This window comes from Microbacterium sp. CJ77 (genome assembly GCF_002911615.1).
Classification (GTDB): Bacteria; Actinomycetota; Actinomycetes; order Actinomycetales; family Microbacteriaceae; genus Microbacterium.
Genome location: NZ_PQBR01000007.1, coordinates 348900 through 370883 on the forward strand (window position 1 = coordinate 348900; position 21984 = coordinate 370883).

Genomic DNA, 21984 nt, shown 5'->3' on the forward strand with positions numbered 1-21984 from the left:
ATGACCGACTACGACTCCATCGACTTCTCCCCGCTCGAGGCGCTGAGTGCCGACGAGGTCGTCACGCACTCGGTCGTGCGCGACGTGCGCCTCGCGAGCGGCAAGGTGCTCGCGCTGATCACACTCGACAACGGTCGCGATCACACCCGGCCGAACACGCTCGGGCCCGCCACCCTGGCAGAGCTCGACAAGACGCTCAACCTCCTCGCGCAGCGCGCCGCGGCGGGCGAGATCCAGGCGGTCGGGATCACCGGCAAGTCCTACATCCTCGCCGCCGGCGCGGACCTCTCCGAGGTCTCCAAGCTGCCGTCCCGCGAGATCGCCCTGCTGATCGCCCAGCGCGGCCACCAGACGCTCGGACGCCTGTCCGAACTCGGGGTGCCGAGCTTCGCGTTCGTCAACGGGCTCGCCCTCGGTGGCGGGCTCGAGATCGCCCTGAACTCGACGTACCGCACGGTCGACGCCTCCGCGGCGGCCATCGCGCTGCCCGAGGTGTTCCTCGGCCTGATCCCCGGATGGGGAGGCGCGTACCTGCTGCCGAACCTGATCGGCATCGAGAACGCCCTCGAGGTCGTCATCTCGAACCCGCTCAAGCAGAACCGGATGCTCAAGCCCCAGCAGGCGTTCGATCTCGGCATCATGGATGCGATCTTCCCGGCCTCGACCTACCTCGAGAGCTCGCTGCGGTGGGCCGATGGCGTGCTGTCGGGTTCCGTCAAGGTCGCGCGCAAGAACCAGCCCGGCAAGATGGAGCGGCTCACGAAGTGGCCCATCGCCGTCAAGGTCGCTCGCAACATGCTCGAGAGCCGGATCGGCACGGTGCCCCGCTCCCCCTACGTCGCGCTCGACCTGCTCGATAAGGCGAAGTCCGGCACGAAGGCTGAAGGCTTCGCACGCGAGGACGAGGCGCTCGCCGATCTGATCGCCGGCGACCAGTTCGCTGCCTCGATGTACGCGTTCGATCTGGTGCAGAAGCGGGCGAAGCGTCCGGTCGGTGCGCCCGACAAGGCGCTCGCCAAGCCCGTCACCAAGGTCGGCATCATCGGCGCCGGTCTGATGGCCAGCCAGTTCGCGCTGTTGTTCGTCCGCAAACTCCAGGTCCCCGTTCTGATCACCGACCTCGACCAGTCTCGTGTCGACAAGGGCGTGGCGCACATCCACGACGAGATCAGCAAGCTCGAGGCGAAGGGTCGCCTCGACGGCGACGCGGCGAACAAGCTGCGCAATCTCGTCCGAGGCACGACCGACAAGACCGAGTACGCGGACTGCGACTTCGTCATCGAGGCCGTGTTCGAAGAGGTCGGCGTGAAGCAGCAGGTGTTCGCAGAGATCGAGGCCGTCGTCGCAGACGACGCGATCCTGGCAACCAACACCTCGTCGCTGTCGGTGGCCGAGATCGGGTCGAAGCTGAAGCATCCGGAGCGTCTGGTCGGGTTCCACTTCTTCAACCCGGTCGCGGTCATGCCACTCATCGAGATCGTGCGAACCGAGGCGACCACGGATGCCGCGCTCTCGACCGCCTTCGTCGTCGCGAAGGGGCTCGGCAAGAACGCCGTCCTGACGGCCGACGCGCCGGGCTTCGTCGTCAACCGACTGCTCGCGAAGGTCATGGGCGAGGCCGCGCGCGCGGTCTACGAGGGAACTCCGATCCTCACGGTCGAGAAGGCCTTCGCGCCCCTCGGTCTGCCGATGTCGCCGTTCCAGCTGATCGACCTGGTCGGATGGAAGGTCGCGGCACACGTGCAGGACACCATGGCGGCCGCGTTCCCGGACCGCTATTTCGCCTCCGAGAACTTCCACCAGCTCGCCGAGCTGCCGGAGGTCGTCGAGAAGGACAAGAACGGAAAGGTCACCGGCTGGACGAAGGCCGCCCAGAAGGTGCTCGCCACGGGATCCACCCCCGTGTCGGAGGACGAGATCCTGAATCGGGTGCAGACGGGCCTCGCGCAGGAGATGAAGATCATGCTCGACGAGGGCGTGGTGCCCGAGGTCGAAGACATCGACCTGTGCCTGATCCTCGGGGCCGCGTGGCCGTTCATCGACGGCGGAGCATCGCCCTATCTCGATCGAGTGGGCGCATCCGAGAGCGCGTTCGGTGCGACGTTCCACCAGCCGCCCATCCGCGGCATCGCCTCGCGCTGAGCGCGGAGCATCTCGTCTCGACCAGAGGACAACAGCGCGAGGAGAGGACCGAATTGTTGAATCGGTCCTCTCCTCGCGCTTAAGTCCTCGGGGTGCGCGACCGCGCGGCGCGGTCAGGCGCCGCGGGTGTCGTCCCGCAGGCGCACGTCGCTGAGCCACACCGGCTGGTCCTCGGGCTGCCGCGCCACGGGGATTCGCGTGCCGAGCACCTGCGACACGACGTCCTGTGCGATCTTCGGCGCGGTGAGTCCAGCATCTGCCAGGATCTGCCCGCGGGATGCGTGATCGATGAACTCATCGGGCAGGCCGAGCTCGTCGACCGCGGTGTCGACCCCGGCCTCGCGCAGCACCTGACGAATCCGGGTGCCGATCCCGCCGACGCGGATGCCGTCCTCGATCGTGATGACGAGGCGGTGGCGCGCGGCGAAGTCCACGACGGACGGGGCCACGGGCACGACCCAGCGCGGATCGATCACCGTCGCACCGATGCCCTGGGCCGCCAAACGTGCCGCGACGTCCATCGCGATGTGCGCCATGGGTCCGATACCCACGAGCAGGACGTCTTCGCTCGCACCGCGCGCGAGGACGTCGGTGCCATCGGCCAGCCGCTCGAGCGCCGGCAGGTCCGCTCCGACCTCACCCTTGGGGAAGCGCACGACCGTGGGGGCGTCATCGACCGCGACGGCCTCGTCGAGCGACTCGCGCAACCGTGCCGCGTCGCGCGGGGCCGCGATGCGGATGTGGGGCACGAGCTGCAGCATCGCCAGGTCCCAGATGCCGTGATGACTCGGCCCATCGGGACCCGTCACTCCGGCGCGGTCGAGGACGAAAGTCACTCCCGCGCGGTGCAGACCGACATCCATCATCACCTGGTCGAACGCGCGGTTCATGAACGTGGCGTAGATCGCGACGACCGGGTGCAACCCGCCGTATGCGAGCCCGGCAGCCGACGCGACGGCGTGCTGTTCGGCGATGCCGACGTCGTAGACGCGATCCGGGTACTTCTGGGCGAAGGGCAGCAGACCGACCGGGCGAAGCATCGCCGCGGTGATCGCGATGACGTCCTCACGCTCGTCACCGATCTTCACCAGCTGGTCGGAGAAGACATCCGTCCAGGCCATCGCTGCCTCGCCGCCGAGCGTGACGCCCGTCAGCGGGTCGATACGACCCACGGCGTGGAACTGGTCGGCCTCGTCGTTGCGAGCCGGCTCGAACCCCTGGCCCTTCTCGGTGATCGCGTGCACGATGACCGGAGCGCCGTACGCCTTCGCCAGACGCAGCGTCTCGATGAGCGTCTCGAGATCGTGCCCGTCGACCGGGCCGAGGTACTTGATGTCGAGATTCGAATACAGCGCCGCATTGTTGGTGAAGCGCGAGAGGAACCCGTGCGCGCCTCCGCGAAGCCCGCGATACACGGCGCGCCCCGCGGGTCCGAGCCGCGAGAAGAAGGAGCCGGACGAACGGTACAGCGTCTGGTACGCGTCGTTGGTCCGGACGCGGTTGAGGTACCGCGCCATGCCACCGATCGTCGGGGCATACGAGCGCCCGTTGTCGTTGACGATGATCACGAGGTTGCGATCGTTGTCGTCCGAGATGTTGTTGAGTGCTTCCCACGTCATTCCACCCGTGAGAGCCCCATCGCCGACGACGGCGACGACGTGACGATCGCGACGGCCGGTTCGGGTCAACGCCCGCGAAACGCCGTCGGCCCAACTGAGTGAGCTCGAGGCGTGCGAGGACTCCACCACGTCGTGTTCGCTCTCGGAGCGCTGCGGGTAACCCGCGAGCCCTCCGCGCGTGCGCAGGCCGTCGAAGTCCTGACGACCCGTCAGGAGCTTGTGCACGTAGGACTGGTGCCCCGTGTCGAAGATGATCGGATCGTTCGGCGAGTCGAAGACCCGGTGCAACGCGACCGTCAGCTCGACCACACCGAGGTTCGGGCCGAGATGTCCGCCCGTCCGCGACACGTTCTCGATCAGGAACGTGCGGATCTCGGCCGAGAGCTCCGTGAGCTGTTCCACCGTGAGCGCGTCGAGGTCGCGCGGACTCGAAATCGTCTCCAGAAGACCCATGCCACTCCCTTCGCGGGCGTGCGCGGCCCTCTCGAAAGTCTAGCCCGGTGCCCGGCGAGCGGACGGGTGGTGACCCGCCGCTCGCCGGGAGCGAGAGTCAGACGAGCGAGCGCAGCACGTACTGCAGGATGCCGCCGTTGCGGTAGTAGTCGGCCTCGGCGGGCGTGTCGATGCGGACCACGGCCTCGAACTCGACGGTCGCCTTGCCCTCGGCCGAGAACTCGCTCGGAGCCGCGGTGACGGTGACCGTCTTGGGCGTGACGCCCTCGTTCAGCTGCTCGAGGCCCGTGATCGACACGATCTCGGTGCCATCGAGTCCGAGGGACTCCCAGCTCTCACCCGCGGGGAACTGCAGCGGAACGACGCCCATGCCGATCAGGTTCGAGCGGTGGATCCGCTCGAAGCTCTCGGTGATGACGGCCTTCACGCCCAGCAGGCTCGTGCCCTTGGCCGCCCAGTCGCGGGACGATCCCGAGCCGTATTCCTTGCCGCCGAAGATCACCAGGGGCGTGCCCTGCGCGGCGTAGTTCTGGCTGGCGTCGTAGATGAACGACTGCGGCCCGCCGGGCTGCGTGAAGTCGCGGGTATAGCCGCCCTCGACGACCGCACCATCGTTCACGGCGCTCACGAGCGCATTCTTGAGGCGGATGTTCGCGAACGTGCCGCGGATCATGACCTCGTGGTTTCCGCGTCGCGAGCCGTAGGAGTTGAAGTCCTTCTGGCGCACACCGTGCTCTTCGAGGTACTTCGCGGCCGGCGTACCGATCTTGATGTTTCCCGCAGGGCTGATGTGGTCGGTCGTGACCGAGTCCCCCAGCGTCGCCATGACGCGCGCGCCCTGAATGTCGGCGACCGGTGTCAGCTCCATCGTCATGCCATCGAAGTACGGCGCCTTGCGGACGTAGGTCGAGTCCTCGTCCCATTCGAAGATGGGGCCGGTGGGCGTCGGCAGGGTCTTCCAGCGCTCGTCACCCTCGAAGACGGTGGCATACTGCGTGATGAACTGCTCACGCGAGATCGAGGAGTCGATGACGTCCTGGACCTCGTCGGGCGTCGGCCAGATGTCCTTCAGGAAGACATCCTGTCCCGCCTCGTCCTTGCCGAGCGCGTCGGTCTCGAAGTCGAAGTTCATCGACCCGGCGAGGGCGTATGCGACGACGAGCGGGGGCGACGCGAGGTAGTTCATCTTCACGTCGGGGCTGATGCGGCCCTCGAAGTTGCGGTTACCCGAGAGCACCGCGGTAACGGCCAGATCGTGGTCGTTGATCGCGGCCGAGACCTCTTCGATGAGGGGACCCGAGTTGCCGATGCAGATCGTGCAGCCGTAACCGACCGTGTAGAAGCCGAGCGATTCGAGCGACTTGTCGAGTCCGGACTTCTCGTAGTAGTCCGTGACGACCTTCGACCCGGGGCCGAGCGTGGTCTTGACCCAGGGCTTGCTCTTCAGGCCCTTCTCGACCGCCTTCTGCGCGAGCAGACCGGCGGCGATCATGACGGACGGGTTCGACGTGTTGGTGCACGACGTGATCGCCGCGAGGGTCACCGCTCCGTTGTCGATCGTGTAGGGCGAGCCCTCGGCGGGAGTGATGCGAACGGGCTTGGATGCCGCGGCCGGGCCACCGCTCGAGATGTACACGTCGTGCGTCTCGACCTCTTCTTCGCCCGGTGCTCCGCCCGGGTCGGAGGCCGGGAACGAGCCCTGCGACTCGAGATCGACGATCGACTCCGAGGTCGAGGGCGTCGCGTAGTTGAGGATGTCCTTCGCGAACTGCGCCTTCGACTCCGACAGCAGGATGCGGTCCTGGGGACGCTTCGGACCGGCGATCGACGGGACCACCGTCGACAGGTCGAGCTCCATGTACTCGCTGAAGGCGGGCTCGCGCGAGGCGTCGTGCCAGAGCGACTGCTCCTTGGCATAGGTCTCGACGAGGGCGACGGCCTGCTCGTCACGGCCGGTCAGGCGCAGGTACTCGATCGTGACGTCGTCGATCGGGAACATGGCGGCCGTGGAACCGAACTCGGGGCTCATGTTGCCGATGGTCGCGCGGTTGGCCAACGGCACGGCGCCGACGCCCTCACCGTAGAACTCGACGAACTTGCCGACCACACCGTGCTTGCGGAGCATGTCGGTGATCGTGAGCACGACATCGGTCGCCGTCACTCCGGCGGGAATGTCCCCGGTGAGCTTGAAGCCCACGACACGCGGGATGAGCATCGACACGGGCTGCCCGAGCATCGCGGCCTCGGCTTCAATGCCACCGACTCCCCAGCCGAGAACGCCGAGACCGTTGACCATGGTCGTGTGCGAGTCGGTGCCGACACAGGTGTCGGGGTAAGCGCGGAGAACACCGTCGACGGTGCGGTCATAGATGACCTTGGCCAGGTGTTCGATGTTGACCTGGTGGACGATGCCCGTGCCCGGAGGGACGACCTTGAAGTCGTGGAAGGCGGTCTGGCCCCAGCGCAGGAACTGGTAGCGCTCGCCGTTGCGCTCGTACTCGATCTCGACGTTGCGCTCGAGGGCGTTCTCCGACCCGAACAGGTCGGCGATCACGGAGTGGTCGATGACCATCTCGGCGGGCGAGAGCGGGTTGATCTTGTCGGGGTTGCCCCCGAGCGTCGTGACGGCCTCGCGCATCGTGGCGAGGTCGACGATGCAGGGAACGCCCGTGAAGTCCTGCATCACGACGCGGGCGGGCGTGAACTGGATCTCGGTGTCGGGCTCGGCAGCGGCATCCCACGAGCCGAGAGCCTCGATCTGCGCCCTCGTGACGTTCGCGCCGTCCTCGGTGCGAAGAAGGTTCTCGAGCAGCACCTTGAGGCTGAACGGAAGCTTGTCGTATCCCTCGACCGCGTCGAGCCGGAAGATCTCGTAGTCGGTTCCCCCGACTGTCAGAGTGCTCTGCGCTCCGAAGCTGTTGACCGATGCCACGATGCCGTCTCCTTCAGGTAGCTGACCACTCACCGGCCTCCATCTTCCCGGGGCGTTCCGGGCGAGGCTAGCAAGGCGACCCTAACCAGTGTGCGCCGCTCTGGGGCGAGGGGGAAGGGGGTCAATTTATCTTGATGTCGAGATAAATCCTACCACCGGGTGGACGTCACTCAGAGATTTCGCCGTCCGATTTGGCGGCGGGCGGATAGAGCGCTCGCACCGCAAGGTACGTGACGGCGAGCAGCGGCGCGAAGAGCGGAATCCCCATCACGAGCTTGAGCGTGCCGAGCGCCGTGACATTGTCCGCGAGGTACAGGGGAAACTGCACGAGAAGGCGTGCCGCGAAGAGCGCGGCCCAGGCGATGGCGAGCCAGAAGAACGCGCGCCGCTTGCGTCGGTCGCGCCGCCAGGCCGTGCCCTCCCCCATCAGGAACCCCACGGCAAGGCCGATGATCGACCAACCCGAGAGGGCAGAGATCAGAAAGGCTGCACCGTAGACGACGTTCGTGATGAAACCGGGGATGAAGTTATTGCTCGCCTCGCCGGTGAACACGGCGAAAGCGGCGGCGACCGCGACCGCGAGAAGCCCGCTCACGGCGGAGGTCACCGGCTGACGGGCGATGAGTCGCGCGACGGTGAAGACGGCGGCGATGCCGACGGACAGTCCGAGCGACCAGCCCAGGTTGCCGTCGCCCGTCGAGGCATCCATCGTCAGCGTGTACACGGCGATGAACACGATGCCGGGCACGACGGCCTCGGCCATCCCTCGCCATCCGCCCATCGCGTGCCAGACGACATGCCCCGTCGAGCGCTCGGCGTTCGGATCGAGACCCGCACGGCGCGCGGCACCCGCCAGAGCAGCGCTCAACGCCTCGGACGCGGAGGGCGGCGTCAGCGCCGGATCCGGCTCCTGTGGCGAGGACTGCTGATCGGTCACGCCGACCCCGGGGTCGCGGGCATCTTCAGGGGAATGAACTCACGCGGCGGCATGGGCGTACCGCCTCGCACGACGACGATCGAACGGAAGAGATCCTCCACCTGCGCGGCGGCGGCGATGTCGGATGCACCCGCCCCGCCGATCACGCCACGCAGGAACCAGCGCGGCCCGTCGACACCCACGAAGCGCGCGAGGCGCTTGCCCGAGGTCCCCTCGGCACCCGCGATGACGGGAACCTCGGCGAGCAACTCGGGCCCGAGCGGCCCCTCGCGCTCCTCCACGCGCCCGCCCTGCTGGCGAACCTGCTCGCGGATCTGTGCGCGCGTCTCGTGCCACAGGCCACCGGTCCGCGGCGCGGCGAACGGCTGCACCTGCAACGTCGAGCCCGCGTAGTCGAGTCCGACCGCGACGATGCGCTTCGACTGCTCTTCGATCTCGAGACGCAGATTCAGGCCCTCGCGCGGCAGCACCTTGATGCCACCCAGGTCGATGTAGGGACGCACCGGATTGGCCTCGGACTCGTCGAACGGCCCACCGGTCGCGCGGTCGAGGGGCGCCGACTTGCCCGCGGGATCTCCGGTCGTGCTGTCATCGCTCATGCGCCGACCTCCTGTGCTCGGGGTGCCTGGTATCCGGTCGATCCGAAGCCGCCTGCTCCGCGAACGCTGTCGGGCAGTGACTCGACCGGGACGAAGTTCGCCCGGCTCACGGGCATGACGATCAACTGCGCGATCCGGTCGCCGACGGCGATGTCGTAGGGCTCGGAGGCATCCGTGTTCAAGAGTGTCACCTTGATCTCACCGCGGTAACCCGCATCGACGGTTCCGGGTGAGTTCACGATCGTGATGCCGTGCTTCGTTGCGAGGCCGCTGCGCGGGACGACGAAAGCGACGTAGCCGTCGGGAAGCGCGATGGCCACACCCGTTCCGACCAGCGCGCGCTGTCCCGGTTCGAGACGCAGGGACTCGGCGGAGACCAGATCGGCACCGGCATCGCCGGGGTGAGCGTAGGTCGGAGGTTCTGGAGCGATAATGAGAACGTCCACGGAATCGGTCACTCATCGAGGGTAATGCAGAAGCAACGCACGGAGTATCGCGAGCGGCTCACGCCCTCGCTCTGGATTCTGGTGTCCGCTGCGGTCGTCGGGCCGATGGCCGCGCTCGTTCTCGCGCCCCTCGACGCGACACTCGCGCTGATCGTGGGAGCCGTCGTCGGGGCACTGCTCATCTTCGCTCTCGTGGCGCTGTCACCCGTCGTCGAGGTGCGCGACGGGGTCCTGCGCGCCGGCCGGGCGCACATCGGCGCCGAGTGGCTGCGCGAACCCGTCGCCCTGATGGGCGACGAGGCGCGGCAAGCCCGTGGCCCGGGCCTCGATCGGAACTCCTGGCTCGTGATCCGCGGAGGAATCGCCGGACTGGTCGTCGTCCCCCTCGCGGACGAGGACGATCCCGTCGTCTCATGGGTCGTTTCGACCCGCACGCCCGATCGACTGGCCGCGGCGATCAACCGCGCGCGCGGTTACGCGCAGTCGCGGCAGATGAGTCCGATCGAATCTTCGTGATCGACCTGTGAGCGGTGCTTGACGAGGAAGCAGCTCACGCAGGTGAACTCGTCTTCCTGGGGCGGCAGCACGACGACATCGAGCTCGAGATCCGACAGGTCGGCGCCGGGCAGTTCGAAGCCCGAGGGGTTGTCCGCATCCTCGACGTCGACGGCACCGGAAAGCTTGTCGGGAACGCGCTCCTTCAGGGCCTCGATCGACTCGCTGTCGTCGTCGGTCTTGCGGGGAGCGTCGTAGTCCGTAGCCATGGGGTTGAGGTCACTTCTTTCATTCGTGCTGTGGAGCGGTGCCGAACAGGCGGCGCTAGTTTGCACGACCGCAGCTCATTTAGCAAATGCTGCGTTCCGACATCCGCTCGGAGGCAAACGGGCGGCGCGCGCCGGATATTCCCGGGACCGCCCCCCGCCCGTGTAAGCATGGCGGAACCGGAAACGCGGAAGAAGGCGTGTCGCATGAAAGAGCTCAAGGTCATCCGCACCGAGGATGAGCGACTGATCGTAGCGACGGACTCGGGCGAGACATTCGCCCTGGTGATCGATGATGTCCTGCGCGCTGAGGTTCGTCGCGCCCAAACGGCGCCCGAATCGAGCGGCGCACGACCCAGCCCTCGCGAGATCCAGGCTCAGATTCGCTCGGGGCTGTCCGCGCACGAGGTCGCGCAGTTGCTGGGCGCACGGCTCGAGGACGTCGTCCGCTACGAGGGCCCGGTGCTGGCCGAGCGCGAGCACATCGTCGGGCTCGCGCTCGCCGTGCCGGTGCTCCTCGGGGCCGTGGACGACGCCGAGGCACAGCCGACTTTCGGCGCGGCCATGCGCGCGAAGCTCGGCGAGGTCGCCGCAGCCGGTGAACGCTGGACGAGCTGGAAAGACCCGTCCGGATGGATCGTCAAGCTGCAGTTCCAGGTCGGCGACATCGAGCACGACGCGCGCTGGAGTTTCGACCCCCGACGGAGCGCGCTCTCGCCGGTCAACGCGGATGCCCAGCAGCTCTCCCGCCAGGGTTCGCTCCCCGAGGGCCTGATTCCACGCCTCCGCGCACTCGACTCCGCGCCGTCGATCAAGGACGAGACCCGCTTCGACAGCGGCGCATTCGGACCCCGTCGCGACTTCGACCCCACCGCCAATCCCGCGGCCGCCGAGGCAGCGGTCAACCGCGCCACCGAGAAGTCGAACACGAGCGCCGAGACCGCCGACCTGCTTGAGGCGCTGCGGCGCCGCAGGGGCCAGCGTGAGAGCGCCCCGGGCATGGCGGAAGAGAACGCGACCCCGGCTGCGCCGGTCGCGCTCTTCGATGCGCTCGAGCCCGGATACGACGATCCATCCGCTCCGACCGAGACGCGCGAAGAGACGGTCGTCGCGGATGCCCAGGGGCGTCGACGCGGGCGCAACACCATGCCGTCGTGGGACGAGATCGTCTTCGGCGCGCGGGGCGACGGAGACCAGTAGCCCCACGGCACTCGCCGCGAGCATTCGTCCAGCGGGTCAGTTCGTGGCGTACGCGCCGAGGCGAATGAGAGGAACGATCCTCTCGTCTGACGTCAGCGATCCGTGCTGCCCGATCATCCGCTGCGAGGCTTTGTCGGCCAAACGGTCGTCGTAGTACGCCACACGCCCGCGCGCCGCAACGAGGACGTCGCCGATGCGATCCCGTACCTCGGGGTCGACGAGGCCGAAGAGTCCCGCGGCGATGGCCTCGTCGCGAGCGAACACCCAGGAGCGGCGCGACTCGGATGCGCGCCAACGCTCGAGCACGCTCGCCGCGTGGCCCGGTTCGGCGTAGAGATGCAGCATCCGCGGTTCACCCGCGACCGCCGCAACGCCCTCGACGAGGGCATCGTCTTCGCGCAACAGCACGTGGCCGGTCCGCGGGACGTCGACCATCCCGTGATCGGCCGTGACCAGGACGCCGACGTCCGGGGCAAGCGCGGATGCCAGGGACCGGACAGCCGCGTCCGCGTCTTCGAGCGCCGCGATCCACTCGTCGGACTCCCATCCGTATCGATGACCGGCCGAATCGAGCTCGGGGGCGTATGCGTAGACGAGGCGGTTCTCGCGCGCCGTGGCGTACTCGAGGGCAAGCGCGAGGCGGTCCGTGAAGGATGCGGCCGAGTCGAACGTCGAACCACGAAACGCTGCGCGCGTGAATCCCGTGTGCCGGTACTCCTCACGGCTCACCACGAACCCCTCGACGCCTGCGGAGGCGGCGGTCTCGAAGAGCGTCGGACACCGCTGCCACGTGGCCGGATCCAGGCCGTCCGACTCCCAGCCCGTCAGCTGGTTCGAGAGCACGCCCGACTCGGGCACGCGCACGCGATAGCCCACGATGCCGTGGGCACCCGGATCGCTACCGGTCATGAGGCTCGTGAGGGCCGACGCCGTGGTCGTCGGGAAGACGGAGCGCGCGACATCCTTCTTGCGCATCGCGGATGTCATGAACCTGCCGTGCCCGGCCCGTGCGGCGAGGTTCGCGGCACCGAGACCGTCGATGACGACGACGATTGCGCTGCGGGCGGGCGGGAGCGCACGGGACGCGGACGACGAGCTCAGGGAGGCGATCGCATCCGGCACCAGAGCGGTGAGGCTCCGGGCGTGAGCGGGCTCCGCCGGTAGCATGGATGACATCGGGGCCAGTCTCGCACACGTGCGGACGGCCCTCGTTCTCGCCCGAAGGACCCCATGCCCGCACCTGTATCCGAGCCCCCCGCCGAGCGCATCGAGGATGTCGACGTCTCCAGCGAAATGCAGGGGTCTTTTCTCGAGTACGCCTATTCGGTGATCTACTCTCGGGCTCTGCCCGACGCCCGCGACGGCATGAAGCCCGTTCAGCGTCGCATCGTCTACCAGATGTCCGAAATGGGGCTGAGGCCCGACCGCGGCCATGTCAAGAGTGCTCGGGTCGTCGGCGAGGTCATGGGAAAGCTCCACCCCCACGGCGACGCGCCCATCTACGACGCGCTCGTGCGGCTCGCCCAGCCGTTCTCGCAGCGCGTGCCCATGGTCGATGGCCACGGCAACTTCGGCTCGCTCGATGACGGGCCCGCAGCATCCCGGTACACGGAAGCCCGCCTCGCACCCGCGGCGCTCGCCATGGCCGAGGGACTCGACGAGGACGTCGTCGACTTCATCCCGAACTACGACAACCAGTTCCAGCAGCCCGAGGTCCTGCCCGCGGCCTATCCGAACCTGCTGGTGAACGGCGCGAGCGGCATCGCCGTCGGCATGGCCACGAACATGGCGCCGCACAATCTGATCGAGGTCGTGGGCGCCGCCATTCACCTGCTCGAAAACCCTGACGCGACCCTCGAGGACCTCATGGCCTACGTGCCGGGGCCCGATCTGCCCTCGGGCGGCGTGATCGTCGGCCTCGACGGCATTCGGGACGCGTACGAGACCGGTCGCGGGTCGTTCAAGACCCGCGCGCGCACCTCGATCGAGAGCCTCGGCCCTCGCAAGACCGGCATCATCGTCACGGAGCTGCCGTATCTGGTCGGCCCCGAACGCGTCATCGAGAAGATCAAGGATGCCGTTCAGTCCAAGAAGCTCCAGGGCATCAGCGACGTCGCCGACCTGACCGACCGGACGCACGGCACGCGCCTGGTCATCGGCGTCAAGACCGGTTTCGACCCCCAGGCGGTGCTCGAGCAGCTGTACCGCCTGACCCCGCTCGAGGACTCGTTCAGCATCAACAACGTCGCACTGGTCGAGGGGCAGCCCCGCACGCTCGGGCTGCGCGAACTCCTGCGCGTGTACGTCGACCACCGCCTCTCGGTCGTCACCCGCCGCAGTCGGTACCGGCTCGATCGCCGGCGCGAGCGTCTGCACCTGGTCGAGGGCCTGTTGATCGCGATCCTCGACATCGACGAGGTCATCCAGGTCATCCGCGCGTCCGATGACGGCGAGCAGGCCCGCACGCGGTTGATGGAGGTCTTCGACCTCAGCCAGCTGCAGGCCGAGTACATCCTCGAGCTGCGCCTGCGACGCCTCACCAAGTTCTCGCGCATCGAGCTCGAGGCCGAACGCGACCAGTTGCTCGCCGAGATCGCCCAGCTCGAAGAGTTGCTGGGCAGTGACGCGCTGCTGCGCAAGCAGGTGGCGACCGAGCTCGATGCGATCGCGGAGAAGCTCGGGACACCGCGGCGCACGCTGCTGACGAATGCAGCTCCCGCCGTCGCCCGGCCCTCACGCAACGCGCCCGTGCTCGAGATCGTCGACGCCCCGACGATCGTCGTACTCTCCACGACCGGCCGGGCCGTGCGCGTCGACCTCTCCGAGGGCACCGAGATCGTCTCGCCGGCCCGTCGCAGCAAGCACGATGCGCTGTTGGCCGAGGTACGCACGACGGTGCGGGGCGAGCTCGGCGCCGTCACCAACCGCGGGCGGCTGCTGCGGTTCAGCCCGGTCGACCTGCCTTCGGTGCCCCCGGCATCCGTCCAGCTCGCGGCCGGTGTTGCGCTGCGCGACTACCTCGCGCTGCCCGACAAGGCCGAGCGGGTCATCGCCCTGACGCGGCTCGACGTCGACACTCCGCTCGCGATCGGCACCCGGCAGGGAGTCGTCAAGCGGATTATCCCGTCGGCCCTGCCCCCGAAACCCGAGATCGAGATCATCGCCCTCAAGCCCGGCGACGGCGTGGTGGGTGCGGCATCGGCGCCGGATGAATCCGAACTCGTCTTCGTCTCGGACGACGCACGGCTGCTGCGCTTCACGGCATCCGCCGTGCGCCCGCAGGGCGCTTCGGCGGGTGGCATGGCCGGCATGAACCTCGGATCGGCCAGCGCGATCTTCTTCGGTGCGGTGGCGGATCCCGAGGCGGTCGTCGTGACGATCTCGGGCACCGCCGGGGCGCTCCCGGGCACCGATGCGGGGCGCGCGAAGGTGTCCGAGTTCGCGGAGTTCCCCGCGAAGGGCCGTTCGACGGGCGGGGTGCGGGCGCATGCCTTCCTGAAGGGCGAGGACGAACTGACGCTCGCGTGGGTGGGGACCGCTCCCCCGCGCGCTGTCGGCACGGATGGCTCGGCTCGCACGCTCCCCGAGACCGGGGCGAAGCGGGATGCCTCGGGCCAGGTGCTCGACGCCGCCGTCGGCTCGGTCGGTCGCGCCCTGTAGCCCGGACGTTGCGTCGCCAACGGAACCGCTCCCCTGGCAGTAGATGCCGTCACGGGGCTCATCGAGCGACAACGACTGCCGGCGGAACGGACCTGACCAGACCCGAGCGACGTGGGGTCAGGCGTCGATGCGGTCGCGCTCGAGACGCGCGGACGAGTCGATGATGAACTCGCGCCGCGGGGCGACCTCGTTGCCCATGAGCAACTCGAAGGTGCGACCGGCGGACTCGGCGGCCTCGGCATCCTCGATGCGTACCCGGCGGAGCATCCGTCCGCCTCGGTCCATGGTCGTCGTCGCGAGCTGATCCGCGTCCATCTCGCCCAGACCCTTGTAGCGCTGGATCGGCTCCTGCCACGTACGGCCGGCCTTCGAGAGCTTGCCGAGCAGCGCGTTGAGCTCCGCCTCGCTGTAGGTGTAGATCATCTCGTTGGGCTTGCTGCCAGGGTGCTTGACGATCACACGGTGCAGGGGCGGAACGGCCGCGAACACCCGGCCGTCCTCGATCAGGGGCCGCATGTACCGGAAGAACAGCGTGAGCAGGAGCGTCCGGATGTGCGCGCCGTCGACGTCCGCGTCGCTCATCAGGATGATCTTGCCGTAGCGTGCCTGCGAGAGATCGAACGAGCGCCCCGAGCCCGCGCCGATCACCTGGATGATCGAGGCGCACTCGGCGTTGCTCAGCATGTCGCTGATCGATGCCTTCTGCACGTTCAGGATCTTGCCCCGGATGGGCAGCAGCGCCTGGAACTCGCTGTTGCGGGCGAGCTTCGCCGTCCCCAGCGCCGAGTCGCCCTCGACGATGAACAGTTCGGACTGGGCGACATCGTTCGAGCGACAGTCGACGAGCTTCGCGGGCAGCGACGAGGACTCGAGGGCGTTCTTCCGACGTTGCGTCTCTTTGTGTGCGCGCGCCGAGAGGCGGGCCTTCATCTCGGAGACGACCTTGTCGAGCAGCATCGACGTCTGCGCTTTGTCGTCGCGCTTCGTCGACGAGAACAGCGCGCCCAGCTCTTTGCGGACGACCTGCGCGACGATCTGACGGACAGCGGGCGTGCCGAGCACTTCCTTCGTCTGACCCTCGAACTGCGGCTCCGGCAGGCTCACCGTGAGCACCGCGGTCATGCCCGCGAGAGCGTCGTCCTTGTCGAGCTTGTCGTTGCCGACCTTCAGCCGCCGCGCGTTCGCCTCGACCTGCTGGCGCATGACGCGCAGAATCTCCTGCTCGAAACCCTGCTGGTGCGTACCACCCTTGGGGGTCGAGATGATGTTCACGAACGAACGCGTCACCGTCTCGTATCCGGTGCCCCAGCGCAGGGCGATGTCGACGGAGCAGGTGCGCTCGATCTCGGTCGCCACCATGGCACCGGATGCCTGGAGCACCGGCACCGTCTCGGTGAACGTACCCGTTCCGGTCAGCCGCCAGGTGTCGGTGATCGGAGCGTCCGGCGCGAGGAACTCGACGAACTCCGAGATACCGCCGTCGAAGCGGTACGAGACATCCGTCGGCTCGACACCCGCGCGCTCGTCGCGCACCGCGATCTCGAGCCCCGGAACGAGGAATGCCGTCTGGCGCGCACGTGTCGCGAGCTCATCGACCTGGAAGGCCGCGTCGGGCGTGAAGATCTGCTTGTCGGCCCAGTAGCGCACGCGCGTGCCCGTGACGCCTCGGGGCGCCTTGCCGACGACCCTCAGTTCACTGCGGTCCTCGAACGGCGTGAAGGGTGCCGACGGGCTCGGCTCGCCCGTGTCGGCGAACAGACCGGGCTCCCCCCGGTGGAACGACATCGCCCACGTCTTGCCGCCCCGATCCACCTCGACGTCGAGACGCTCCGACAGGGCGTTGACGACGGATGCTCCGACACCGTGCAGGCCGCCCGAGGCGGCGTACGATCCGCCGCCGAACTTGCCGCCGGCGTGCAACTTCGTGAAGACGACCTCGACGCCCGACAGCCCGGTACGGGGCTCGACGTCGACCGGGATGCCTCGCCCCTTGTCTCGCACCTCGACGCTGCCGTCACCGTGCAGCACCACATCGATCTTGGATCCGTTGCCGCCGAGGGTCTCGTCGACCGCGTTGTCGATGATCTCCCACAGGCAGTGCATGAGCCCCGGCGAACCGTTCGACCCGATGTACATGCCGGGCCGTTTGCGCACGGCTTCGAGCCCTTCGAGGACTTGAAGATGATGCGCAGAATACTCGGACGTCACAATCTCCCAGCGTACAAGCGGGCAGAGCCCCTCCTTCGCCGACACACGGACAGCCTTTCGCCGTGCGGGGGCCGCCGTACGCGGTCAGCGAAATGTCATCGAATCACGCCCTCATCGAAACAAACCCGTGGTTGTATGAAGGACTTGCACGACATTGGCGATCACGAGGAGGCACTGCGATGAACACGCTCATGACACCCACCGAAGAAGCCACGATCGCCTACCGTCTGTCGGCCGCGGACCGCTGCGACTCGTGCGGAGCGCAGGCGTACATCGCCGCCGAGGTCAACGGTAGCGAGCTTCTCTTCTGCGCCCACCACGGCCGCAAGTACGAAGACAAGCTCCGCAGCATCGCCACGTCGTGGCACGACGAGACGGCGCGTCTGGTCGAGGCCTAAACAGTTCTCCGACGCTCAGGCCGACAGGCCGAGCGCGCGACGGACGATCATGTTCGCTCTTGCGGCATGGTCGTCCGCTGTCGTTAACCGCTCGTCAGGAGAGGCGTTCGAGAGCTGCAGGCCCGCGTGCGCGGCAGCCAGGCCGAGCAGGTGGTCGGCGAAGGCCCCATTGCGCGCCAGGACGGGACCACGGATGCCCGTTCCGTAGGCCGTTCCTCGCACGGCGCCCTCCGCCGCGCCGGCACCGCTACCGGCCGCTGCGCCGTTGCCCGTTCCGGACGCCACCGTCCCGAGGGGCCGCTCGTCCGAGCCGGGTACGTAGTCACGCAGGTGGTACTCGTACCCGGTGAGCGCGCCCCATTCGCTGTCGATCGAGATCCGGCCCACGTGCCGCTCCGACACGATCGTGCGCCCGCTGAAGATCCCGACGCCGGTGAGCGGGCGAGCCGGATGCAGCTCGAGCGAGCGCGACATCATCTCCCAGCCGAGTCCCACCGCGAGCAGGACGGTTCCGGACTCGACCCAGGCACGCAACTGGTCCTGCATCTCGAGCAGCGGAGCGAGGACCTCGGGTGCATCCGCGTCGAAACCCGCGCCGATGGTGATCGCGTCCGGGACCAGACCCGCGACATCCGCTGCGCTCGTGATCGTCGAGACGGTGGCATCCAGGCCGCGCCACCGTGCGCGCACGCGAAGCACGTCCGCGTTCTCGGCATCACCGTGGATGTTGAGACGCTCCGGAAAGAGGGATGCAATCGAGAGCACGGTGCTCATCGGACGCCCGCCTTCTTGACCTCTTCGGAGGTCAGCCCGTAGTGGCCGCGAATCTTGCGCATGCTGCGCGAGGTGAACACGACCGTCTTGACCCCGTTCGATGGTGCGGGCAGCGCCAGGAACGTCTCGAACCCGCGGATGAGGTCGACGTCGACGGCCTCGAAGGGCACACCGTCGTACGCGAGCCGGTTCGCCATCGCGTCGGCCTTCGGCCCAGCGACGATGTCGACACGGCCGAGCGCGTGTGTCCGTACGGTCCAGAGCCACGAGGTGTCTTCTTCTTCGTCGCCGATCCCGACGAAGACGCGCTCCAGACCGGGGCGGAGCGCGTGGATGTTCAGCTGGAAGCTCGCGGTGTTCTGCACGAGCACGCACTCGATCTGCTGGCCCGCGATCTCGACGGTCTCGCCGCGCCCGAAAACGGGGTCGAGCGTCGAGAGCGTCGAGGCGGCGAGGGATGCGTCGAAAGCTGCGCCGAGTACGGCCTGCGCTGTCTCGAGGGCGGCCGCCGCGTCGACGGCGAAGTGCACTCCGCGCGCGGGGAGGGTGACGTGCTGAGGCGCCCGGTCGATGTCGATGACGGCATCGCGGCCCGACACGCTCGCGACACGCGTTCCGAGCCCGTCACCCAACCGATGCTGAGTGGTGCGGACCGAACCCAACCCGTGAGGGTGCATCTCCATGACGCCCGCCGAGACACCGAACCGGCGCACGGACACGGTCGGTGCCGCCTCCGTCACGGCCTCGGCCACGGTGCAGAGCGAGGCATCGTCCGCGTTCAGCACGACGGCCGATCGGGCCCTGAGCGCGATCGCGGTGAGCAGGCGGGTGACCCGGTCGGATGACTCGAACCGGGCGATGTCGTCGAGGTTGATGTTCGTCAGCGTGACGACGCGCGCCGCGAAGCTCGACGACATCAGCGCACCGAACGCCTCGTCCATCTCGAGCACCGCGATGTCTGCGTCGACACGGCCGCGCCAGTCACCCTGATCGAGGACCGCCGAGGTGATGCCCTGCGGCAGGTTGGCGGTCGACGAGTTCGTGAAGACCCGCATCCCGTGCGCGCGCAGCAGACCTGCCACCATCTTCGTGGTGGTCGATTTGCCGGCCGTGCCGCTGACGACGACGAGCCCTTCGGGGAACGACGCCAGAACCCGTGGCAGGAGCGCCGGAGCGATCTTGTTCGTGACGAGCCCCGGCGCACCGCTGCCCTTGCCCCCGCGCACGCGCAGCAACCACTGCACGGCCCGCCCGGCGGCGATGCCGATCGCGCTGCGCACGCCCTACTCCAGGTAGTCCCGCAGCGACTGCGATCGCGACGGGTGCCGCAGCTTCGCCATCGTCTTCGACTCGATCTGGCGGATCCGCTCGCGGGTGACACCGAAGGTGTCGCCGATCTGGTCGAGGGTCTTGGGCATGCCATCGCCCAGGCCGAAGCGCATCCGGATGACACCGGCCTCACGCTCGCTGAGCGAATCCAGGAGCGACTCGAGCTGACGCTGCAGCATCGTGAACCCCACGGCATCCGCCGGCACGACAGCCTCGGTGTCCTCGATGAGGTCACCGAATTCGCTGTCGCCGTCTTCACCGAGAGGAGTGTGCAGAGAGATCGGCTCGCGACCGTACTTCTGCACCTCGATGACCTTCTCGGGAGTCATGTCGAGCTCACGGCTGAGTTCTTCGGGGGTGGGTTCGCGACCCAGGTCCTGAAGCATCTGGCGCTGCACACGGGCGAGCTTGTTGATGACCTCGACCATGTGCACCGGGATACGGATGGTGCGGGCCTGGTCGGCCATGGCGCGCGTGATCGCCTGACGGATCCACCAGGTGGCATACGTCGAGAACTTGAAGCCCTTGGTGTAGTCGAACTTCTCGACCGCGCGGATCAGACCGAGGTTGCCCTCCTGGATCAGGTCCAGGAACTGCATGCCGCGACCGGTGTACCGCTTGGCCAGCGAGACGACCAGACGCAGGTTCGCGCCGAGCAGGTGCGACTTGGCACGCTGGCCGTCCTTCGCCACCCAGGTCAGGTCGCGACCGAGCTGCGATCGCTTCTCGACGTCGCTCAGAACCGACAGCTTCTCTTCGGCGAACAGGCCCGCCTCGATGCGCATGGCGAGTTCGACCTCTTCCGCCGCGTTCAGCAGAGGAACCTTACCGATCTGCTTCAGGTAGTCCTTGACGGGATCCGCGGTCGCACCGGTGATCTGCGCCGAGTACACGGGAACGTCGTCCTCGTCGCTCGACGAGATGACGATCGCGCCCGTGGGCAGCGGCTCGCTGAACGCGGGCTTCTTGGTGCCCTCTTCGTCGTCGTCGTCATCGGAGGAGTCATCGGAAGAATCGGATGATTCGGCCTTGGCGGCCGCCGGCGCAGCGGTCTCGTCGTCGTCGGCGACATCCACCTCGACGTCGATCTCTTCGTCGGGCTCGATATCGTCGTCGACGTCTTCGTCGACGGCCTTCGAGGTCTTCGCCTTGGCCTTGGCGGGCGCTGCTTTGGCAGCAGCGGGCTTGGCAGCCGTCTTTGCGGGGGCCTTGGTTGTGGCCTTGGCCGCCGGGGCCTTGCGGGCGCGCGGAGCAGCCTTGACCGCCGTGGTCTCCGTCTCTTCGACGGGATCCTTCGTGGAGGTACGAGGAGGTGTCACAATTCGCCTTTCACCGACGCTTCGCCATCTGGGAGATGCGATGCACCCGGTCGTTTGCGGGCACGAGTAAGACCCTTGTCAAGTCCTGAGCGAATCACTCATGGTTGACAACGGGTCCGATTGTCCATTATGGCACATTGCGCGCAAGGCGCGAGCCACAGGTTAGGACACTCATGTCAACGCGAGAGCGCACCCACGCATTCCCGCAAACCCCGAGTGAACGCCTGAGGGGTCTCGCACTCATGGCACGACAGTTCCGAGCCTCAGGACAGGCCGGTGTGCTTCTCGTCGTCGCCCGCCGGGCGCGAGGCCAGGTACCGCTCGAGCTCGGCAGCGAGTTCGTCCGCGCTGGGCAGGTCGAACTCACCGATTGAAGAGGAGCGCAACGGCGATCCGGCCATGTACTGGTCGTAGCGCGCTTCGAGGTTCTCGAGCATCGTGGCGAGCTCGTCGTTCGCGGCGATCTGCTCATCGACCTTCGCCAGGAATCCGAGATTCTCTTCTCGCAGATCCTCGGTCGGCAGGGCGATCCCGCTGCCGAGTGTGATGCTCTCGAGCGCAGCGATGGCGGCGGCCGGGAACTCCGCATCGGCGAGGTAGTGCGGCACGAGCATCACGAAGCTCGACGTGCTGATGCCCTGCTCGATGAATCGCATCTCGAGCAGATGACCGACGGTCGCGGGCACCTGCGTGTGCGGCTGCCAGACCGAGTGAGCCGAGATGAGGTCGGCCCGATTGCCACTGACCGTCGTGCCGATGGGTCGGGTATGCGGCACCGGCATGGCGATCGCGTGCACCCACGTCACGGACGAGACGCCCAGCGACGTGGCGAGCTCGATGACACCGTGGGTGAACGCATCCCACGCGAAGTCCGGCTCGTACCCCGTCAGCGTCAGGAACGGCTGACCGATGACGTCGCGGGCCAGAGCCAGTTCGAGGCGCGGAGGCACGTAGTCCGTCAGATGATCCTGATCGAAAGACACCACGGGACGTCGGGCCCGGTAGTCGAGCAGTGCGTCGTTCGAGAAAGTCGCGACCGGCGTGTTGTCGACGCTGTCGCGCAGCACGTCAATCGACTGAGCGACGGCACTTCCCGCGTCCGTGAAGCCTGTCAGCGCGACCACCAGGGGCAAGCCGCGCGGCACCTCGGGAACGTCAGGAGACGACGCGTAAAGAGGTCCGAACGGTGGCATGCCTCCACTCTACG

17 protein-coding genes are annotated in these 21984 nt (G+C 67.7%); 5 read left to right on the plus strand and 12 right to left on the minus strand.

Features of this window, described 5'->3' with window-relative positions:
• The gene (locus C2868_RS07595; RefSeq protein ID WP_100810691.1) at positions 1–2142 is read left to right on the plus strand and encodes a 3-hydroxyacyl-CoA dehydrogenase NAD-binding domain-containing protein; all 2142 of its coding nucleotides are present in this window, start codon (positions 1–3) and stop codon (positions 2140–2142) included.
• 113 nt (positions 2143–2255) lie between these two features.
• Here the strand turns inward: C2868_RS07595 and dxs are convergent, their stop codons facing one another.
• The 5 genes from dxs to dut form a co-directional block, all read right to left on the minus strand.
• A complete protein-coding gene (gene dxs, locus C2868_RS07600) occupies positions 2256–4214 on the minus strand; it encodes a 1-deoxy-D-xylulose-5-phosphate synthase (protein ID WP_100810690.1) in 1959 nt (652 codons plus the stop codon).
• 97 nt (positions 4215–4311) lie between these two features.
• The gene (locus C2868_RS07605) at positions 4312–7146 is read right to left on the minus strand and encodes an aconitate hydratase (protein WP_100810689.1); all 2835 of its coding nucleotides are present in this window, start codon (positions 7144–7146) and stop codon (positions 4312–4314) included.
• Positions 7147–7312: 166 nt separating this feature from the next.
• Positions 7313–8083 (minus strand): DUF3159 domain-containing protein, encoded by a 771-nt coding sequence (locus tag C2868_RS07610; RefSeq protein WP_100810688.1) that lies wholly within the window; start codon positions 8081–8083, stop codon positions 7313–7315.
• A complete protein-coding gene (locus tag C2868_RS07615; protein WP_100810687.1) occupies positions 8080–8682 on the minus strand; it encodes a DUF3710 domain-containing protein in 603 nt (200 codons plus the stop codon). Before C2868_RS07615 ends, C2868_RS07610 begins: the two co-directional genes overlap by 4 nt.
• The gene (dut, locus tag C2868_RS07620) at positions 8679–9140 is read right to left on the minus strand and encodes a dUTP diphosphatase (RefSeq protein ID WP_181003383.1); all 462 of its coding nucleotides are present in this window, start codon (positions 9138–9140) and stop codon (positions 8679–8681) included. Before dut ends, C2868_RS07615 begins: the two co-directional genes overlap by 4 nt.
• 12 nt (positions 9141–9152) lie before the next feature.
• On the opposite strand from dut, the gene C2868_RS07625 reads away from it, so the two are divergent.
• Positions 9153–9644, plus strand: coding sequence for a DUF3093 domain-containing protein (locus tag C2868_RS07625; protein ID WP_100810686.1), 492 nt, complete (start codon positions 9153–9155; stop codon positions 9642–9644).
• Here C2868_RS07625 and C2868_RS07630 read toward each other — a convergent pair.
• A complete protein-coding gene (locus tag C2868_RS07630; protein ID WP_100810685.1) occupies positions 9602–9892 on the minus strand; it encodes a DUF4193 domain-containing protein in 291 nt (96 codons plus the stop codon). The genes C2868_RS07625 and C2868_RS07630 overlap by 43 nt on opposite strands.
• 204 nt (positions 9893–10096) lie before the next feature.
• Between C2868_RS07630 and sepH the strand changes: the two genes are divergently transcribed.
• Positions 10097–11089, plus strand: coding sequence for a septation protein SepH (gene sepH / locus C2868_RS07635; protein ID WP_100811310.1), 993 nt, complete (start codon positions 10097–10099; stop codon positions 11087–11089).
• A 36-nt stretch (positions 11090–11125) separates the two neighbouring features.
• Here sepH and C2868_RS07640 read toward each other — a convergent pair whose 3' ends face one another.
• On the minus strand, positions 11126–12265 hold the full coding sequence (locus C2868_RS07640) for an alkaline phosphatase family protein (protein ID WP_181003384.1): 1140 nt from the start codon (positions 12263–12265) through the stop codon (positions 11126–11128).
• 54 nt (positions 12266–12319) lie between these two features.
• Between C2868_RS07640 and C2868_RS07645 the strand changes: the two genes are divergently transcribed.
• Positions 12320–14749, plus strand: coding sequence for a DNA topoisomerase (ATP-hydrolyzing) subunit A (locus C2868_RS07645; protein ID WP_100810684.1), 2430 nt, complete (start codon positions 12320–12322; stop codon positions 14747–14749).
• A 117-nt stretch (positions 14750–14866) separates the two neighbouring features.
• Here C2868_RS07645 and C2868_RS07650 read toward each other — a convergent pair whose 3' ends face one another.
• Positions 14867–16957, minus strand: a complete 2091-nt coding sequence (locus C2868_RS07650; protein ID WP_100810683.1) for a type IIA DNA topoisomerase subunit B — start codon at positions 16955–16957, stop codon at positions 14867–14869.
• A gap of 179 nt (positions 16958–17136) precedes the next feature.
• Here C2868_RS07650 and C2868_RS07655 point away from each other — a divergent pair, with 179 nt between their 5' ends.
• On the plus strand, positions 17137–17355 hold the full coding sequence (locus tag C2868_RS07655) for a hypothetical protein (protein ID WP_181003385.1): 219 nt from the start codon (positions 17137–17139) through the stop codon (positions 17353–17355).
• A gap of 15 nt (positions 17356–17370) precedes the next feature.
• Here the strand turns inward: C2868_RS07655 and C2868_RS07660 are convergent, their stop codons facing one another.
• The 4 genes from C2868_RS07660 to C2868_RS07675 form a co-directional block, all read right to left on the minus strand.
• Positions 17371–18129, minus strand: coding sequence for a hypothetical protein (locus tag C2868_RS07660; protein ID WP_100810682.1), 759 nt, complete (start codon positions 18127–18129; stop codon positions 17371–17373).
• Positions 18126–19409: a MurT ligase domain-containing protein gene (locus tag C2868_RS07665; RefSeq protein WP_103663111.1), complete on the minus strand. Its 1284-nt coding sequence runs from the start codon at positions 19407–19409 to the stop codon at positions 18126–18128. The genes C2868_RS07660 and C2868_RS07665 overlap by 4 nt, the downstream gene beginning before the upstream one ends.
• Positions 19410–19412: 3 nt before the next feature.
• Positions 19413–20780, minus strand: a complete 1368-nt coding sequence (locus C2868_RS07670) for an RNA polymerase sigma factor (protein ID WP_100810680.1) — start codon at positions 20778–20780, stop codon at positions 19413–19415.
• Between the two features lie 260 nt (positions 20781–21040).
• Positions 21041–21970 (minus strand): proteasome assembly chaperone family protein, encoded by a 930-nt coding sequence (locus C2868_RS07675; RefSeq protein ID WP_100810679.1) that lies wholly within the window; start codon positions 21968–21970, stop codon positions 21041–21043.
• Positions 21971–21984: the final 14 nt, after the last annotated feature.

Bases quoted from the DNA above. Each gene is read 5' to 3' on its own strand.
- C2868_RS07595 (WP_100810691.1), top strand. From the start codon at position 1: ATGACCGACTACGACTCCATCGACTTCTCCCCGCTCGAGGCGCTGAGT.
- C2868_RS07655 (WP_181003385.1), top strand. From the start codon at position 17,137: ATGAACACGCTCATGACACCCACCGAAGAAGCCACGATCGCCTACCGT.
- dxs (WP_100810690.1), bottom strand. From the start codon at position 4,214: ATGGGTCTTCTGGAGACGATTTCGAGTCCGCGCGACCTCGACGCGCTC.
- C2868_RS07630 (WP_100810685.1), bottom strand. From the start codon at position 9,892: ATGGCTACGGACTACGACGCTCCCCGCAAGACCGACGACGACAGCGAG.
- C2868_RS07615 (WP_100810687.1), bottom strand. From the start codon at position 8,682: ATGAGCGATGACAGCACGACCGGAGATCCCGCGGGCAAGTCGGCGCCC.
- C2868_RS07660 (WP_100810682.1), bottom strand. From the start codon at position 18,129: ATGAGCACCGTGCTCTCGATTGCATCCCTCTTTCCGGAGCGTCTCAAC.
- C2868_RS07625 (WP_100810686.1), top strand. From the start codon at position 9,153: ATGCAGAAGCAACGCACGGAGTATCGCGAGCGGCTCACGCCCTCGCTC.
- C2868_RS07675 (WP_100810679.1), bottom strand. From the start codon at position 21,970: ATGCCACCGTTCGGACCTCTTTACGCGTCGTCTCCTGACGTTCCCGAG.
- C2868_RS07640 (WP_181003384.1), bottom strand. From the start codon at position 12,265: ATGTCATCCATGCTACCGGCGGAGCCCGCTCACGCCCGGAGCCTCACC.
- sepH (WP_100811310.1), top strand. From the start codon at position 10,097: ATGAAAGAGCTCAAGGTCATCCGCACCGAGGATGAGCGACTGATCGTA.
- C2868_RS07645 (WP_100810684.1), top strand. From the start codon at position 12,320: ATGCCCGCACCTGTATCCGAGCCCCCCGCCGAGCGCATCGAGGATGTC.